The 16,223-nt window shown below is 71.3% G+C and carries 12 protein-coding genes and 2 tRNA genes; 9 read left to right on the top strand and 5 right to left on the bottom strand.

Annotated elements, in window-relative coordinates:
- Positions 1-67: 67 nt before the first annotated feature.
- On the bottom strand, positions 68-3,403 hold the full coding sequence (locus tag ACGF4F_RS10790) for a ThuA domain-containing protein (RefSeq protein ID WP_393076732.1): 3,336 nt from the start codon (positions 3,401-3,403) through the stop codon (positions 68-70).
- Positions 3,404-3,668: 265 nt separating this feature from the next.
- Positions 3,669-4,055, bottom strand: a complete 387-nt coding sequence (locus ACGF4F_RS10785; RefSeq protein WP_357434828.1) for a hypothetical protein — start codon at positions 4,053-4,055, stop codon at positions 3,669-3,671.
- A gap of 285 nt (positions 4,056-4,340) precedes the next feature.
- On the opposite strand from ACGF4F_RS10785, the gene ACGF4F_RS10780 reads away from it, so the two are divergent.
- The 4 genes from ACGF4F_RS10780 to ACGF4F_RS10765 all read left to right on the top strand — a co-directional run bounded on the left by ACGF4F_RS10780 (position 4,341) and on the right by ACGF4F_RS10765 (position 8,167).
- Positions 4,341-4,413 (top strand) — tRNA-Asn (locus ACGF4F_RS10780).
- A gap of 168 nt (positions 4,414-4,581) precedes the next feature.
- The gene (locus ACGF4F_RS10775; protein WP_393076729.1) at positions 4,582-6,720 is read left to right on the top strand and encodes an MMPL family transporter; all 2,139 of its coding nucleotides are present in this window, start codon (positions 4,582-4,584) and stop codon (positions 6,718-6,720) included.
- Positions 6,710-7,951 carry an NAD(P)/FAD-dependent oxidoreductase gene (locus ACGF4F_RS10770; RefSeq protein ID WP_393076726.1) on the top strand — a complete coding sequence of 414 codons (1,242 nt, stop codon included), beginning with the start codon at positions 6,710-6,712 and terminating at the stop codon, positions 7,949-7,951. The genes ACGF4F_RS10775 and ACGF4F_RS10770 overlap by 11 nt, the downstream gene beginning before the upstream one ends.
- Positions 7,952-8,093: 142 nt before the next feature.
- Positions 8,094-8,167 (top strand) — tRNA-Ile (locus tag ACGF4F_RS10765).
- A 106-nt stretch (positions 8,168-8,273) separates the two neighbouring features.
- On the opposite strand, the gene ACGF4F_RS10760 is transcribed toward ACGF4F_RS10765, so the two are convergent.
- Both ACGF4F_RS10760 and ACGF4F_RS10755 read right to left on the bottom strand, forming a co-directional pair.
- Positions 8,274-9,341 carry a sensor histidine kinase gene (locus ACGF4F_RS10760; RefSeq protein ID WP_393076723.1) on the bottom strand — a complete coding sequence of 356 codons (1,068 nt, stop codon included), beginning with the start codon at positions 9,339-9,341 and terminating at the stop codon, positions 8,274-8,276.
- A complete protein-coding gene (locus tag ACGF4F_RS10755; protein WP_393076720.1) occupies positions 9,328-9,987 on the bottom strand; it encodes a response regulator transcription factor in 660 nt (219 codons plus the stop codon). Before ACGF4F_RS10755 ends, ACGF4F_RS10760 begins: the two co-directional genes overlap by 14 nt.
- Positions 9,988-10,075: 88 nt before the next feature.
- Between ACGF4F_RS10755 and ACGF4F_RS10750 the strand changes: the two genes are divergently transcribed.
- The 4 genes from ACGF4F_RS10750 (at position 10,076) to ACGF4F_RS10735 (ending at position 13,004) form a co-directional block, all read left to right on the top strand.
- A complete protein-coding gene (locus ACGF4F_RS10750) occupies positions 10,076-10,798 on the top strand; it encodes an ABC transporter ATP-binding protein (protein ID WP_393076717.1) in 723 nt (240 codons plus the stop codon).
- Between the two features lie 40 nt (positions 10,799-10,838).
- A complete protein-coding gene (locus tag ACGF4F_RS10745; RefSeq protein ID WP_393076714.1) occupies positions 10,839-11,882 on the top strand; it encodes an ABC transporter permease in 1,044 nt (347 codons plus the stop codon).
- Positions 11,883-11,931: 49 nt separating this feature from the next.
- Positions 11,932-12,207, top strand: coding sequence for a hypothetical protein (locus ACGF4F_RS10740; RefSeq protein ID WP_393076711.1), 276 nt, complete (start codon positions 11,932-11,934; stop codon positions 12,205-12,207).
- A 71-nt stretch (positions 12,208-12,278) separates the two neighbouring features.
- On the top strand, positions 12,279-13,004 hold the full coding sequence (locus ACGF4F_RS10735; protein WP_393076708.1) for a DUF2510 domain-containing protein: 726 nt from the start codon (positions 12,279-12,281) through the stop codon (positions 13,002-13,004).
- Between the two features lie 88 nt (positions 13,005-13,092).
- Here the strand turns inward: ACGF4F_RS10735 and ACGF4F_RS10730 are convergent, their stop codons facing one another.
- Complete coding sequence (locus tag ACGF4F_RS10730; RefSeq protein ID WP_393076705.1) at positions 13,093-15,546, bottom strand: metallophosphoesterase; 2,454 nt, start codon at positions 15,544-15,546, stop codon at positions 13,093-13,095.
- A gap of 251 nt (positions 15,547-15,797) precedes the next feature.
- Here ACGF4F_RS10730 and ACGF4F_RS10725 point away from each other — a divergent pair, with 251 nt between their 5' ends.
- Entirely contained in the window at positions 15,798-16,193 is a 396-nt protein-coding gene (locus ACGF4F_RS10725) for a hypothetical protein (protein ID WP_393076702.1), read from the top strand.
- Positions 16,194-16,223: the final 30 nt, after the last annotated feature.

Below are 16,223 nucleotides of genomic sequence, written 5' to 3'. Positions count from 1 at the left end.
TGATGGGTGGTGTTGGAAGGGGGAGTCGGGCCGGGTGGGGCCGCCCAGTGGACGGCCCCACCGGGCGTCACGGCGTGACGCCGATGCCCTGGCCGGTGAACTCGACCCAGTTGAGGTTGCCGAAGCCGCTGGTCGGCCCGCCGGAGACGGTGGTGAAGACCAGGTAGAGCTTGTGCGTCCCGCCCGGGTCGGTGATCGGCACGGTGGTGCTGGTGAAGGCGTTGTTGCCGCTGGTCGCGTTGACCGTGGCGGTGGTCAGCAGCGGGCCGGTGGGGGAGTCCAGGCGGAACTGGACGCCGAACCGGGGCTGCCCGGCGGTGGCGGCACTGCCGCCGGAGGTGCGCAGCGTGATCGACTGCATGTTCTTCAGGTTGACGGTGTTGTTGATCGCGATCCAGTCACCCGGGTCGAGGCCGCCGCGCTGCTGCCCGCCGCCGGTGTCGGCGGTGGTGGCGACCGTGGTGCCGGACTCCTCGGTGGCGAACTCGACCTCCTGCCGCTTGGCCTGGATGATCTGCTGGTCCACCGTGGTCAGCGCCGGCTGGCCGTTGGCGCCCTTGTCGGTGTACGACGCGCTGACCACGCCGTAGATGTAGCCGCCGTGCGAGGCGTCGTCCGCCTCCGTGGGCAGCACGCCCGAGCAGCCGAACTGGTTGGCCTCACCGTGCCCGTGGGTGTCGTGGCCGAGCACGAAGGTCACCTCGACCTTGCTGCAGTCGATCGGCCCGTCCTCCGGGTCGGTGACGGTGACCGTCCACGGGATGTCGTCGCCCCAGCTGAAGAAGCCGCCCTCGAGCGGGGTGTTGACCGTGACGGTCGGCGCGGTGTTGCCGACGGTGATCGTGGTGTTCGCCGACGCCGTCTTGCCGCTGGAGTCGGTCACCGTCAGGCGGGCGGTGTAGACCCCGTTGGTGGTGTAGGTGAACGACGGGTTCGGGTCGATCGAGTCGGTGGTGCCGTTGCCGTCGAAGTCCCAGGCGAACCGGATCGAGTCGCCCGGGTCCGGGTCCTTCGAGCCCTCGCTGGAGAACGAGACCGTCAGCGGCGCGCGGCCGTTGGTCGGGGTCGCGTTCAGCACGGCGGTGGGCGCCCGCAGGCCCTTGACGTAGCTGAACTTCAGCATGGCGGCGTCCGGGTTGATGTTGAAGAAGCCGTCGCCGTAGGTCAGCAGGTAGAAGTTGCCGTCCGCGCCCCAGCGCATGTCCATCGGGTTGTCGCAGAGGAACGGCTTGGCCGGGGTGGTGGGCGCCTGCCCGCAGTTCAACACATTGTTGATCTTCAGGATCTCACCCTGGTCGTCCAGCCGGATCTCCTTGAGGGTGTCCCGGGTGAACTCGCCGAAGAAGATGGCGCCGTCGTAGTACTCGGGGAACTTCGTCTCCGACCTCAGCTCCGGGTCGTAGTCGTACTTCGCCGCACCGTGCGGGCCGACACCACCGGTGCCCAGCTCCGGGAAGAGCACCGGGCAGGTCTGCGTCGGAGTCGACAGGTAGGACTCCGGGCAGGGGGTCGGCGCCTGGAACGAGTACCACAGCTCAGACTTCTCCACCTTCGGCAGGTCGGTCAGGCCGGTGTTGTGCCGGGAGGTGTTCTTCGGCGCCGCGCAGTCGAACGGCGCGACCGGCGAGATGGGGTTCGTGGTCCAGTTCATCTCGATGTACGGCAGGTTCGGCTGCACACACATCGGCCAGCCGTAGTTGGCCGGCTTGTCGACCACCATCATCCGGCCCGTGCCCGCCGGTCCGCGCCCGACCTGGGCGACCGAGGAGTCGGGGGAGTAGTCGGTGATGTAGGCGACGTCGTTCTTGTCGAGGGTGATCCGGAACGGGTTCCGGAAGCCCATCGCGTAGATCTCGGGCCGGGTCTTCGCCGTGCCGCCCGGGAACAGGTTGCCCGCCGGCACGGTGTACGAGCCGTCCGCGCCCACCGTGATTCGCAGGATCTTGCCCCGCAGGTCGTTGGTGTTGGCCGAGCTGCGCCGGGCGTCCACGAAGGGCGCCTGGTAGACGCCGGTGGCGCTGACCGAGTCGTTGTGCGGCGAGAAGCCGCCGGAACCGCCGCCGCCGGCCGGGGTGTCGTCCCCGGTCACCAGCCAGAGGTTGTTCTTCGAGTCGAACGCGATGTCACCGGCCACGTGGCAGCACGCGCCCCGGTCGACCGGCACCTGCATGATCTTCTGCTCGGTGCTCAGGTCGAGCGACGGGTTCTCCCCGTCGACGAACTTGAACCGGGAGAGCTGGAAGTAGCCCTGCCACACGTCCCAGGCGTGCGGGTCGGTGCTGGTGGTCGGCGCGGCCCCGGTGGGGGTGTTCAGCGGGGGCGCGTAGTACAGGTAGACCCACTTGTTGGTGGCGAAGTCGTTGTCGATCGCCGGGCCGTACATCCCGTCCTCGCTGTGGGTGTAGACCGGGATCTGCGCCAGCAGCTTGGTCTCGTTGCCGTCCGGGTTGTGCAGGCGTACGCCGCCGCGCCGGTCGGTCTGAAGCACCCGGCCGTCGGGAAGGACGTCGAAGCCGATCGGCTCGTTGACGTTGGGCTGCGCCCCGACCACCGTCATCTGGTAGTTGGCCAGCACGGTCGCGCCGCAGTCGCCGTCGGTCACGCCGGCCGCCCACTGGATCGCCCCGCCCAGGTGGGCCCGCAGGTCCACGGTGCTGTAGCTCTCCGGCGTGGCGCCGAGTCCGGTGTAGAACGACCGGCCGCCCTGGTAGTCCTTGCACCAGGTGACCGGGTGGTCGAAGCCCATCGTGCCGCCGGTGTACGTCTTCTCGTCGACCGTGGCCAGCACGTGCGAGACGCCGCGGACGTTGGCCGCGAAGTTGTACCACCGGTCGGTGGTGCTCCACCGCTGCGGCAGCGTCTTCGAGGCGGGGTGGACCCGGTCGGCGACGGTGACGGTCGCCTTGCTGGCGGCCGACGGCGCGCCGGTGGCCCGGGTGCCCAGCACGTTGGTCAGGAAGGACCAGTTCGGGTTGGCTTCGATGGCGGAGTGCACGCCGACGAAGCCGCCGCCGTCGCGGTAGTACTGCTCGAAGGCCGCCTGCTGGGCGTCGTTGAGCACGTCGCCGGCGGTGTTGAGGAACACCACGGCGCGGAACTGCTTGAGGTGCGGCTCGTCGAACTTGCGGGCGTCGTTGGTGACCTCGACGGTGAAGCGCCGTTCCTGCCCGAGTTGCTGGAGGGCCTGCACGCCGGCGGCGGTGGCGGCATTGTTGCCGCTGGCCGACCGGGTGAAGACGAGCACCTTGTACTGCATGCCGTTGCTGTTGGGTGCCGGGGCATTGAGCACCGGCGCGGCCTGGGCCGGGGTCGGAGCCTGCTCGGCCGTCGCGACGAGCGTCGCGCCGACGAGGGCGAGCAGGCTGAGGTGGGTGGCGGCCCTGCGGCCGAAGGGTCTGCGCATCGAACCTCGCTCTGGTCGGGCGGGTCCGCCTCAGCGCGGGACGAGAGCTGAGGAGGTCGCTGATGTGGTGACAAGAGCCTGGCCAGGTTCTACGCGAGACGATATTTGCGGACGCGACCAAAGAGAAGAGGTCGGAGCCAAAAGTTTTCTATGAATCGCTTCGACTTTTGTTCAGGATCAGCAAAAGTAGGAAGGTTGGGTCCCGTCCGGACAGACGAGAACGGGCCGGTCGCCTGATGGCGACCGGCCCGCTGCCCTGATGGCGTCAGGAGTTGCTGCCGGACGGCTTGGTGCTCCCGCTGCTGGTCGACGCGTTCGACCCGCCGCTCGATCCCGTACCGGCCGAACCGGACTTGGCACCGACGGAGGCCGGCGTCCCGGCAAACGGCTTGTCGGCCGAGGTGAGCCCCGGCTTGCCGCCGTTGCCGCTGGTCAGCTTCTCGCCGAGCTTCGTCTGCCCCAGCCTGTCCTTACCCTCGGCATAGAGCCGGTTCGCCTGGGCCTGCGCCACACCCGCCGCCTCCTGGACGGTCGGGTGGTCGAGCACCTTGCGACCCCGGACCACGAGCTCCTCGTACTTCTCCCGACCGGCACGGGCGCCCAGGACGAATCCCGCAGCCAGCCCGCCAAGAAACATGATCTTTCCGCGCATGGCGGCTCCTTCCGTACCTGACGCGCCGCCGTCCCCGACTGGGCGGTTGCCGACCGGGAACGACCATCTCGCGCCTGCGTCCTCTGTCGGCGGCTAACTACCCATCCTGCTCTCCGCTCATGCCTCCGCGTGCCCAGATGGCGATTTGTCCGTATTGATGATTGATCGTGTCGCCCGGAAATGCCGCCGCGGATGGCGGTAACCCCCTGGCGCGCCACCCCCGGATGTCCTGTACTCTTGTCCCCGTCGCCCGGCGCGGAGAGATCCGAACCGGGTGATCTGCGGTCCCCCGTAGCTCAATTGGCAGAGCAGCCGGCTGTTAACCGGCAGGTTTTTGGTTCGAGTCCAAACGGGGGAGCTTCGCTCCACAGACGCCCGTCGACCCCAGGTCGGCGGGCGCTTCTCGTTTCCCTGCCCCGGCGTCGCGGGCGGTTTCCGCCCGAACGGTGCGCTCTGCCCGGCAGGATGGAGGTCGACTGGGACTCCCGCTGCGTCGGTTCGTGCGTCGGTTCAAAGGTGGGTGGAGATGGCCGGAGGACCGCACCGCTGGACGGCGACGCTGATCGCGGCGGCGGTCGTACTGGGTTGGCTCGTCATCGGGGCGATCGCCGGACCGTACTCGGGGAAGCTCGGCGATGTCGCCACCAACGACAACGCGGCCTTCCTGCCGGCCAACGCCGAGGCGACCCGGGCGCAGGACCTGTCCGCCGGCTTCGTGACCAGGCAGACCACCCCAGCCCTGGTCGTCTACCAGCGGACCGCCGGCATCACCCCGGCCGACCAGCAGCGCGTCCGGGCGGACGTGGCCCGCTTCGCCCAGGTGCCGGGGGTGGTCGCCCCGCTGCCGCCGCCGATCGTCAGCCAGGACGGCCAGGCGGTGCAGGTGATCGTCCCGATCGCCAGCGCCGAGGGCGAGCGGATCCGGCAGGTCGTCGACCAGTTGCGCGGCATCGCGGGCGCGGACCGGGACGGGCTCTCCGTGGACGTGGCCGGGCCGGCGGGCCTGCTCGCCGACCTGATCGAGGTCTTCACCGCCATCGACGGGCCGCTGCTGCTGGTCACCCTGGTGGTGGTGCTGGTGATCCTGCTGATCGTCTACCGCAGCCCGGTGCTCTGGATCTGCCCGCTGCTCGCCGCCGGCATGTCGTACGCGCTGGCCTCGCTCTTCGTCTATCACCTCGCGCGCAGTGACGTCATCAAGCTGAACGGGCAGGCGCAGGGCATCCTCACCGTGCTGGTCTTCGGCGCCGGCACCGACTACGCGCTGCTGCTCATCGCCCGCTACCGGGAGGAGCTGCACCGGCACGAGCGCCCGTGGGACGCGATGCGGACCGCCTGGAAGGGCGCCGGCCCGGCCATCATCGCCTCCGGCGCCACCGTCATCCTCAGCCTGCTCTGCCTCCTGCTGTCCAGCCTCAACTCCAACCGCGCGCTCGGCCCGGTCGCCGCCGTCGGCATCGCCGCCACCCTGCTGGTGATGCTGACCTTCCTCCCGGCCCTGCTGCTGCTCGGCGGCCGCTGGGCGTTCTGGCCGCGACGGCCCCGCTACGACCACGCCGACGCGCGTACCGAGCACCGCGTCTGGGGCCGGATCGCCGGCTTCGTCGCCCGGCGGGCCCGGCCCGTCTGGCTGGTCACCGCGGTGGTCCTGGCCGCCCTCGCCGGCGGCGTGACCCAGCTCGACGCCAACACCCTGGGCCAGTCCAGTCTGTTCACCCACCGCACCGACTCGGTGGCCGGGCAGGAGGTGATCGACCGGCACTTCCCGGCCGGCACCGGCAGCCCGGCCACCATCTTCACCACCGAGGCCACCGCCCGGCAGGTCGCCCAGGTGGCCCAGGGCGTACCCGGGGTGTCCGCGGTGCGCCCGGTCACCGGCCAGGGGCCGGGCGGGCCACCCGAACCGAACGCGCCGCCCAAAGTGGTCGACGGGCGGGTGCAACTGGAGGCCACCCTCGCCGACCCGCCGGACAGCCACGCCGCCGAGCGGACCGTTCGCGACCTGCGCGAGGCGGTGCACAAGGTGCCCGGCGCCGGTGCCGTGGTGGGCGGCTTCACCGCCGTCAACGTCGACACCGCCGACGCCGCCGTCCGGGACCGCAACGTCATCATCCCGGTGGTGCTGCTGGTCATCGCGGTGATCCTGGCCCTGCTGCTGCGCGCCCTGCTCGCCCCGCTCCTGCTGATCGCCACCGTGGTGCTGTCGTTCCTCGCCACGCTCGGCCTCTGCGCGCTGATCTTCAAGTACGGCCTGGACTTCCCCGGCGTCGACCAGTCGTTCCCGCTCTTCGCGTTCGTGTTCCTGGTCGCCCTCGGCATCGACTACAACATCTTCCTGATGAGCCGGGTCCGCGAGGAGTCGGTCCGCCGGGGCACCCGGGCCGGGGTGCTGGCCGGCCTCGCCGTCACCGGCGGCGTGATCACCTCCGCCGGCATCGTGCTCGCCGCCACGTTCTCCGCGCTCGCCGTGCTACCGCTGGTGGTGCTCGTCGAGCTGGGCGTGGCGGTCGCCATCGGGGTGCTGCTCGACACCATCGTCGTCCGGTCCCTGCTAGTGCCCGCGCTCGCGTACGACATCGGGCCGAAGGTCTGGTGGCCGAGCCGGCTGTCGCGGGCCAACCGGGACGGGGATCGGGCCGGGGCGGAGGTGACACATGCCCGCTGAGACCGACGTGGTCATCGTCGGTGGTGGCCTGGCCGGCCTCGCCGCGGCTCGGCGGCTGCACCGCGCCGGCGTGCCGTGGCGGCTGCTGGAGGCCGGCGATCGGGTCGGCGGCCGGGTCGCCACCGACGAGATCGACGGCTACCTGCTGGACCGCGGCTTCCAGGTGCTCAACACCGCCTACCCGCGGCTCGGCGGCCTGCTCGACCTGGCCGCCCTGAACCTCGGCTGGTTCAGCGCCGGCGTGCTGGTCCGCCGCGGCGACCGGCTGGACCGGCTGGCCAATCCGCTACGCGAGCCCGCCGGCCTCGCCGGCACGCTGACCGCCGGGGTCGGGTCGCTGTCGGACCGGTTGCGCTTCGCCGGGCTCGTCACCGGCTGTGCCACTCTGCCGGTAGGTCGGCTGCTCACCGCACCGGAGACCACCACCGAGGCGGCGCTGCGCCGGGCCGGCCTCTCCGACGCGATCATCGAGGAGCTGCTCCGGCCGTTCCTCTCCGGCGTCCTCCTCGACCGGGAACTGGCGACCTCCAGCCATGTGCTCGCCGTGATCCTGCGCTCGTTCGCCCGGGGGCGGATCGGCCTGCCCGCCCGGGGGATGGCGGCGCTGCCCCAGGCCGTCGCGGCCCCGCTGCCCGCCGAACTGATCGACCTGAACAGTCCGGTCCACGCGGTCGCGCCGGGCCGGGTCCGCACCCAGGCCGGCGACCTCGCCTGCCGCGCCGTCGTGGTCGCCGTGGACCCGCCGGCGGCGGCCACCCTGCTGCCCAGGCTCAACCGGGTACGCATGCACGGCTACACGACCTACTACCACAGCACCGACACGCCGCCCCTGGCCGAGCCGATCCTGCTGCTCGACGGGGAACGGCGGGAACTGGTCGCCAACACCGTCGTGGTCAGCCGCGCCGCGCCCACGTACGCGCCGGCCGGGAAGCAGCTGGTGGCCACCTCGGTGGTCGGGCCGCAGGCCCCGCCCGAAGCGGTCATCCGGCGGGAGTTGGACCGGCTCTACGGGCGGTCCACCGCCGACTGGACCCACCTGACCACGGTCACCGTCCCGGACGCGCTGCCCGCCGCACCACCGCCGCAGGGCCGGCTGCGCAAACCGGTCGCGCTCGGCGACAGGCTCTACGTCGCCGGCGACCACCGGGACAGCCCGTCCATCCAGGGGGCGCTCGCCAGCGGCTGGCGGGCCGCCGGGGCGGTGCTCGCGGAGCTGCGCAGCGAGGGCTGAGCGCAGTGGACCATGCGGGCACCCGCCGATCCGCTGCGCGCTGTTATCCTCGCGTTGCCCACCGTGCCGGCCGGATCTTGAGCCCGGCCGTTCGGGTGGTGGCCGGTGATCCGTTGAGCGGGTTACGATCCGGCGCGGTAGCGGGGCGGTAGCTCAGCGGGTTAGAGCAGGGGACTCATAATCCCTCGGTCGCGGGTTCGAGTCCCGCCCGCCCCACTCCATGGCTTGATCTTGCTGTTGGCCTGCGCCTTTGCGGTTCGCGCGATCGCGGACGGGTCCAGGATGCGGCGGGGCGTTCCTCACTTCGCATGGACGAGCGCTGTCAGGCGGCGGCGAAGCCGACCGTGACGGTGAGACCGCCCTCCGGGTTCGGCATCACCCGCAGGTCCGCCCCGTGGCTGTCAGCGATCGCACGCACGATCGCCAACCCCAGCCCGCTACTCCCGCTGTGCGTCCGGGGCGCGGCGAGGCGCTGGAACGGCTGCAGGATCCGGTCGACCGCGTCCTCCGGCACAACGGGACCCGTGTTGCTGATCGCGAATACCGCCCGCGTCCCATGACAGCGCGTCTCGACATCGACCCGCCCGCCGTCGAGGTTGTAGTGGATGGCGTTGTCCAGCAGGTTGCCGATCAGGCTGGCCAGCAGCGCCGGATCGGAGCGTGCCACGACGGCCCGCTGAGTGTCGGCGCGAAGAGTGAGGCCCGCGGCTGCGGACCCGCGGGCCGTCACCGCCTCGGCGGCGAGTGTGGCCAGGTCGACCGGTTGGGCGGCCCCCGGGCCCTGCTGGCCCTGCGCAAGCGCCAGCAGGGCAGCGACCAGTCGCTCCTGTTGATCCCCGAGGCGCAGCAGCTCCTCGCACACGTTGCGCAACGACGTCGCGTCGGCGTCAGGATCGGCGAGCGTGACCTGGATCAGCGTCCGGTGAACGGTCAGCGGGGTCCGCAGTTCGTGCGAGGCGTCGGCGACGAAGCAGCGTTGTGCGGCGTAGGCGGCGTCGAGCCGGGCGTAGAGCGCGGCTAGCGTGGCGGACAGGTCGGCGAACTCCTCGTACCGGCCAAGTTCGCCGTGATCCGGTAACCGGTCGGCGGTGGCGCCGCCCGCTGCGGAAATGAGCTCCCGGAGCGGTCGCACCGCCCGCCCGGCGAGCGCCCACCCGATCGGAGCTGCCACGAGCGCCACCACGATCAACCCCACGGCGACAGCCACCAGCACCGGCCCGGTGTTGCTCACAGTGCCTCCGCCAGCTGCGGCACCGATCGGTTGGGTGGACCGGCCGGTCCACGCGCCGAGGCCGACGACGGCCACTGGTACGGCGCCCAGGACGACCGCCGCCGCGGCGTACAGAACCGCGAGCCGGGTACGCAGGCGCGGCCGTTCAGTCGCCGGCACGGTACCCGCCCTCGCGGACCGTCGTGATGATCGGCGGCTCGCCGAGCTTGGCCCGGAGCCGGCCGAGCGTGGTCTTGACCGTGGTGGTGAACGGGTTGGCGGCCTCGTCCCAGACGTGGTCGAGCAGATCCTCGGCGGACACCACCTGGCCGGGGCGAGCCAGCAGGTGCGCCAGGACCGCGAACTCCTTCGGGCTGAGGGCCACCGGCCGACCCGCACGGGTGACGGTCCGGCGGGCCGGGTCCAGTTCCACGTCGGCGAAGCGCAGCACCGGTGGCACGGGCGGGCCGGATCGGCGGCCGAGCGCCCGGACCCGGGCGACGAGTTCGGGGAAGTCGAACGGCTTGGTCAGGTAGTCGTCGGCACCGAGATCGAGACCGTGTACCCGCTCGGCGAGCGTGCCCGCGGCGGTGAGCATGAGGACTCTGGCGGGCAGGCCACGCTCGCCGACGCGCCGGCACACGTCGTCGCCGGAGACGGTCGGCAGGTCGCGGTCGAGCACCAGCACGTCGTAAGGCGCGAGGTCCAGGCGTTCCAGTGCCTCGCCTCCGTCGGTGACGACGTCCACGGCCATTCCTTCGCGACGCAGCCCGGCGCCGATCGTCCGGGCGAGCAGTTCGTGATCCTCGATGACCAGCACCCGCATCGGCCCAGCATGCCAGCCTGCTGGTGACAGTACGGTGACGGCCGCTTGTGACCGGGCTGTCACCGGTGCCGGCGTAAAAACCAGTGGCATGATCCTGGAGACCGAAGCGCTCGCCAAGAGGTATCGGCGACGGTGGGCGTTACGCGACTGCACACTGGCCGTGCCCGAGGGCGCGATCGTCGGCCTGGTCGGACCGAACGGCGCCGGCAAAACCACCCTGCTGCAGCTGATCGTGGGCCTGCTATCCCCGACGGCGGGTGCCGTCCGGGTGCTCGGCGGCACCCCTGACGCGGCGATGCGATCGGGTCGGATCGGGTTCGTCGCGCAGGACGCCCCGACGTACACCGGCCTGACCGTCGCCGACCACCTGAGCCTGGGTGCGGGACTCAACCCGCACCGCTGGGACGCAGCCGCGGCGAAGGAGCGGGTGGCACGGCTGGGACTGCCGCTCCAGCAGCGAGCCGGCCGGCTCTCCGGCGGGCAGCGCGCCCAGCTGGCGCTCACGCTCGCCCTGTCGAAACGCCCCGACCTGTTGGTCCTCGATGAACCGGTGGCCAGCCTTGATCCGCTCGCGCGCCGCGCGTTCCTGGACGAGACAGTGGCGGCCGCGACGGCCACCGGCACCACGGTGGTGCTCTCCACGCACCTGATCGCCGATCTGGCCCACACCTGTACCCACGTGGTGGTCGTAGCCGGGGGTCGGATCCGGCTCGCCGCCGCGATCGCGGGCCTGTGCGCCAACCCCGTGGAGCTGGAGCGCGTGGTCCTTGACGAGCTCGGCCGGGCGACCGACGAAGGGCACCCCCGATGAACCGGTTGACCACCATCGCTACGACGACCCGGGAGGTCGCATGATCCGGCTCGCGCTCCGCCAGTTCCGGACCTCGGCCTGGACTGCCGTGGTTGGACTCGTCGCGGTCGCCGCAGTCGCCCTGGCGACCCGGCCGCATCTCGCCGACGCCGCCGCAGCCGCGCGGCGCGCCTGCGGATCGGACCCCCACTGCCCCGCCCTCACCGCGTTCGCACTCGACAACGCGGCCGCGCGAACCGTCTTCGGTCTCGTCGTGACCGTGGCACCCGCGCTGATCGGCGCGTACTGGGGTGCGCCGCTGATCGCCCGGGAGTTCGAAGCCGGGACCCATCAACTGGTCTGGGCGCAGAGCATCAGCCGGAGCCACTGGCTGGCGGTGAAGCTGGCGGTCGCCGGCACCACGACCGTTGTGGCGACCGCACTGCTCAGCGCGCTCGTCACGTGGTGGGCCGCACCGCTGGACCACGCGGCGGCGGCCGTCTACGGCACATTCGACCAGCGCGATATCGTGCCGATCGGGTACGCGCTGTTCGCTTTCGCGTTCGGCGTGACCGCGGGCCTGGTCACTCGCCGGACGCTGCCGGCCATGGCCCTGACCCTGGCCGGTCTGCTGGCAGTCCGGATCCTGGTGACCGAGTGGATCCGGCCGCTCGCGGTCGCTCCGCGGGTGGTGTCCATGCCGCTCGACTCCGACACGACCGGGTACGGCTCGGGCGGGAACATCCTGCTCGGCGTCGGACCGAGCACCCTGCAACCGGCCACGCCGGATATCCCGGACGCCTGGATCCAGTCCGTCCGCATCGTCGACGCCGCCGGAGAGCCGCTCACCGCTCAGGTGCTGCGAGCGACCTGCCCGACGCTCGGCCAGGGGTCTGGAGGTCCGGCAGGCCCGGCTCCGGAAGCCGCCCGGCAGCGGATGCACGACTGCGTAGCGCGGATCAGCGCGGACTACCACGAGGTCGTCACCTATCAACCCGGCGACCGCTACTGGACGTTCCAGTGGTGGGAGTTGGCGCTGTTCGGGTTCGTCACGGCGCTGCTCTGCGGGTACGCGTACTACCACCTCCGTCGTTTCCGCGGCTGATGGACGGACCGAGGCCGGGCCGGGCCAATGCCCGACCCGGCACGCCCCCTTGGCCAAAGCGAAGATCGGAGATCAAAGCTGGTTCTACGCCGATGACATCCGCTTCCTGGTCGAGCACCTCGGGCTGACCACCACCGAGGAGGTCCTCAACCTCTGCGTGTTCAAGGAGGAGGTGCCGGGCCGGGCGAGACTCGTCCTCGGGGACGTGTTCGACGGCGGCTCTATCAGATCAAGGCGGGCCGCGCCGGGCCGGCCCCGGCCTGCTGGCGACCTCCGGCCGGCATCGGCCGGGCCCGCCGCCACGCTGGTGGGACACAGGACCTAGAAGACCATGGGGCTCTGCGGACCCCGGCCATCCTCTTCACCGGGGCGGATGATCGTGGCAAGGTTGCCTCCGTGCAGGGTGGCGGGGATGGTGCGACGGTTGGGCCGCGGCCCGGTTGGTATCCGGATCCCTCTGGGCGGCAGCCGGTCCGCTGGTTCGACGGCGACCAGTGGACAGCGCACGTGATCGACGGCCGGCAGCAGCCACAACTGGACCCGCTGCCCGATGGCGCCGCCCCGCCGCCCGTTCCGCCCGGCCCGCCGCCGGTGGTTTCCGGTGCGCCGGCTCCCGCGCCGGGACAGCCGTCCGCGAAGCTTCCGGTCGGGTCGCTGGTCGTACGGTGTCTGATCCTCGGCATCGTGGCGGTGCTCCTGGTGCTCGGCTTCCTGGCGCTGCCGTACGCCGGGGTGGACAGCCCGCCCCGGGACTTCAGCTACGCGCCGGTGCGCTATCTGGAGCTGGGCGCCTGGCTCAACGCGTACGACACAAAGATGAGCACCTGGGGACGGGCCTACTCGCACGGGCTCGGTCCGCTGATCGCGCTGGTGGTGTGGGCCGCGGTCGCCGGCACGGTGCTGCTGGTGGCGCTGGTGCCCCGCTACCGGACCCGCGAGCCGTGGTGGACGGTGCTGGTCTTCGTGCTGGCGGTCGCGGCGGTGTTCGGGGCGATGGTCGCCTCGCCCAGCAACGACACCATCCTGCTGAGGTCGGCGGCTGGTTACCTGACGGTGCTGGCGGCGCATGCGCTGCTGGTGTTTACCTGCCCGCTCAAGAACCGGCGGCGGCGACCTCGCTGATCACGGCATCCGTAGCCATGCCGGATGGTTCGGGGCGGCGCCGGTGGGTCCGGCGCCGCCCCGAGCCGAGGCGGAACTGTTCCGCCGCCTAGCGTGTGGCGAGGAATTCGTTGATGGCGATGGTGACCTGCTGGCCGGTGGTGTGGCTGCGCACGATCGACATCACGCGGTCGTGCAGGTCGGTGATGCCGGTGCGGTCGTAGGTGTCGGAGATGACCAGGTCGAGCCAGGGTCGTTTGATCGGTTCCGGTTTGCCTTGGACGGGTGTGGCGAAGAAGTCGGCGAGGGCGTCGGCGATGCGGCGTTTCGCGGTGGCGAGTTGCTGTGGCAGGTCGCCCTGCCGGTCGGTGGGTATCTGTTCCAGGGTCGCGGTGGCGTCGGTGAGATCGGTGACGGCGGCGTCGAGTTGTGCGGGGGTGGTGAGTTCGGTTGCGGCGATGCGGTTGAGCAGGTCGCGGGTGTGGACGAGGTGTTTCACGACGGTCAGTCGTTGATTCAGGGCGGTGACCTGGGTGGCGTCGGTGACCTTGGCGATGGCCGTCTCGGCGGTCGTGATCGTGTCCGCCGACGGGTTGGTCTCGGCGGCGGCGACCGCGTCCTGCGCCGCCTTCAGCAACTGCGCCTGCTGGTCGGCGAGTTGCACGCTCATCGCGCCGACGATGAGGGGCAGGTTGTTCGCGCCCACGATCCGCATGTCGGCGTTGCCGTTCTGCCGGTTCCGGAACATCACCTGACGCAGGTCGAGGGTCACGGTCTGCCAGGTGTTGACCATGGCGGCGGTGATGCTCACGCGGGTGGCGCTCTGGTACGCCGACCCGGTGGTCGCGGAGTCGTACTGGAGGACGAACGAGCCGGTGACCGGGGAGCGGTACTCGATGGTCGCGGTGGCGTCGTACGGGCCGCCGGTGAGGTAGCGGTCGTCGACGGCGAGGTAGAGGTTGTTGCCGGAGTTGAACGTGTTCCGGTCGATCTGCAGGGCGCGCCGACCGTCGACGACGATCTCGTGTGCGGGGCCGCTCTCGTACGGGATCCAGGTCAGCCCGTCGGGCTCACCGGAGAAGTCCATCGAGACGCGGGTCGCCGGTGGGGCGGGTGGGACCACGTCGAGGCGTACCGCCGAGACGGCGAGCGGAAGGTTGGCCAGCGCGTTCAGCCGCAGGTCCGCGCCGCCGTTCTGCCGGTTGGTGAACCGGACGTCGGGAAGGTCGATGGTCGTGGTCTGCCACTGGTTCACCTGGCCGGCGCCGATCGTCACCGCCGTTGAACGCTGGTAGGCCGAGCCGCTCTGCTGCGAGTCGTACTGGATGGCGAACGAGCCCGGGACCGGGGAGCGGTAGCTGATCGTGGCCTTCACCTGGTACGGCCCGCCGAAGATCGCCGCGTCGTCGACGAACATGTACAACTGGTTGGCGCCGCCGAAGGGATTCCTCTGCAGCTCCAGTGCCCGGCGGCCGTCGACCTCGGTGGTCAGGAACGGGCCGTCCTCGTAGTTCCGGTAGGTCAGGCCGTCGGCCTTGTCCGCCGCGACGTCGAACGAGACCGTGTACCAGTTCGGGATCGGGTTTCCGCCCGGGTCCGGGTTCGGGTCGACCCAGTCCGACCGCTCGGCCAGGTACGCCCGGCCCTGCGCGTCCTTCTTGAGCAGGAAGTAGTAGTCGACGGTGCCCGGCAGCGACAGGTACTCCGCCTTCAGCGAGTCCGGGGTCACGATCAGCCGCATCGCCCCGAAATGCGCGGCATCCCGGAACTTGCTGCCCGGCGCGACGCTGAACAGCGGCGTCAGGCCGGCGCCGCCGTTGCCGGAGATGGCGATGTGGTAGCCGTCGGCCGTCTCGATGTGCTCCGCGTGGTGATCGTGGCCGGCGAGGATCAGGTCCACGCCCGGCGTCATCAGCCAGGCGCGGTCCAGGTTGTTGCCGGCCTTGCCGGAGGAGTAGATCGGCTGGTGGCCGCCGACCACCTTCCAGGCGGCCGAGCTGTTCGTGAGCGTGTTGCGGTACGTGTCGTAGATCGGCGGCTTCGCGCTGCCCGTCGCCGTCTGGCAGTTGGCGTCGGGGTTGACGAAGTCGAGCAGCCCGTTGCCGAAGCCGGCGACGAAGGCGGCGGGCACCTTGAAGTGGTCCAGGCTCGGCTGGACACTCTCCGGCGAGCAACCGTTGCCGTAGTCGTGGTTCCCCATGATCGGGAACATCCGGCCGGCGTCGATGTCCGCCTTGTACGGCGCCTGGGCCTTGACCACCTCCTCGGGCAGGCCCTGCTGGTAGGTGTTGTCGCCGGTGGTGAGGATGGCCGCCGGGTTCCAGGAGTGGACCATGTCCGCGACCTGGTACTCCTCCGCGCAGGTGCGGTCAACGCCGCAGCCGCCGTAGTCCCCGATCACGGCGAGCACCAGGCGGTCCCGGGGCGGCTGTTGGGTGTCGACCGGCGGGGTGATCCGTTGCAGCTCGCCAGCGGTCGCGCCCGCCGTGCTGGCGAGCCCCGCCGACAGGGTCAACGCAGCGACCGAGGCCAGTGTGACGGCGAGTTTTCGTTTGGCTAGCACGTCCAGCTCCTTGCGGGTGTCGCGATCAACGACGCCGGACGCTAGGCGGTTGCGGTGATAGCCCGATGAACCCGAGACCAACCGGACCGGGCCGGCCCCTGACCAGGCGGTCGGAGGGCCAGCGAGGGGCGGTGCAGCCCCGTGTGCCAGCCGGACGCGCTGCCCCGCCCGGGCCGGGGGTCTGCGGCGGGGCGTTTGACCCGAGTACGGATGCTCATCCGCCCGGCCGCCGGGACCGGCAGGATCGGGCCGTGACCACAACGATGCGTACTCTGCTCGGCGGGCTGCTACTGGCGGCGGCGACGGTCGGCGCCTGGTGGGCCTGGTTGGGCTGGGAGACCGGCTACACGGTCGACCCGGCGACCGGCGCCACCAGCGGCCCCTACGCGGTGTGGCAGGTGGCCGGCTGCGTGCTGACCCTGGCCCTGATCGCCGCGGTCGGCGGCTGGTGGCGCGGCCCCTGGCTGGTGGCCCCGGTGATGACGGTGGCCTTCACGGCCGCCTGGGCGCGGCACGCCGCGTCGACCGACGCCACCGGGCTCTGGGCGGTCGGGGCGGCGCTGGTCGCCATCGGCACCGCGATCGGGTCCACCCTGGTGAGCGCCGGTGCCGGGTGGCTGCGGCGCCGCCGGCGGCCGGCCCGGTGAGAAGTGACCCGGGCCCCTGACCCGGGGGCC

The organism is Micromonospora sp. NPDC047740, assembly GCF_043204735.1.
Taxonomy (GTDB): domain Bacteria; phylum Actinomycetota; class Actinomycetes; order Mycobacteriales; family Micromonosporaceae; genus Micromonospora.
Note: the sequence above shows the minus strand (reverse complement) of the source record. Positions and strands in the feature narration are given on the sequence as shown.

Bases quoted from the DNA above. Each gene is read 5' to 3' on its own strand.
- ACGF4F_RS10790 (WP_393076732.1), bottom strand. From the start codon at position 3,403: ATGCGCAGACCCTTCGGCCGCAGGGCCGCCACCCACCTCAGCCTGCTC.
- ACGF4F_RS10785 (WP_357434828.1), bottom strand. From the start codon at position 4,055: ATGCGCGGAAAGATCATGTTTCTTGGCGGGCTGGCTGCGGGATTCGTC.
- ACGF4F_RS10775 (WP_393076729.1), top strand. From the start codon at position 4,582: ATGGCCGGAGGACCGCACCGCTGGACGGCGACGCTGATCGCGGCGGCG.
- ACGF4F_RS10770 (WP_393076726.1), top strand. From the start codon at position 6,710: ATGCCCGCTGAGACCGACGTGGTCATCGTCGGTGGTGGCCTGGCCGGC.
- ACGF4F_RS10755 (WP_393076720.1), bottom strand. From the start codon at position 9,987: ATGCGGGTGCTGGTCATCGAGGATCACGAACTGCTCGCCCGGACGATC.
- ACGF4F_RS10750 (WP_393076717.1), top strand. From the start codon at position 10,076: ATGATCCTGGAGACCGAAGCGCTCGCCAAGAGGTATCGGCGACGGTGG.
- ACGF4F_RS10745 (WP_393076714.1), top strand. From the start codon at position 10,839: ATGATCCGGCTCGCGCTCCGCCAGTTCCGGACCTCGGCCTGGACTGCC.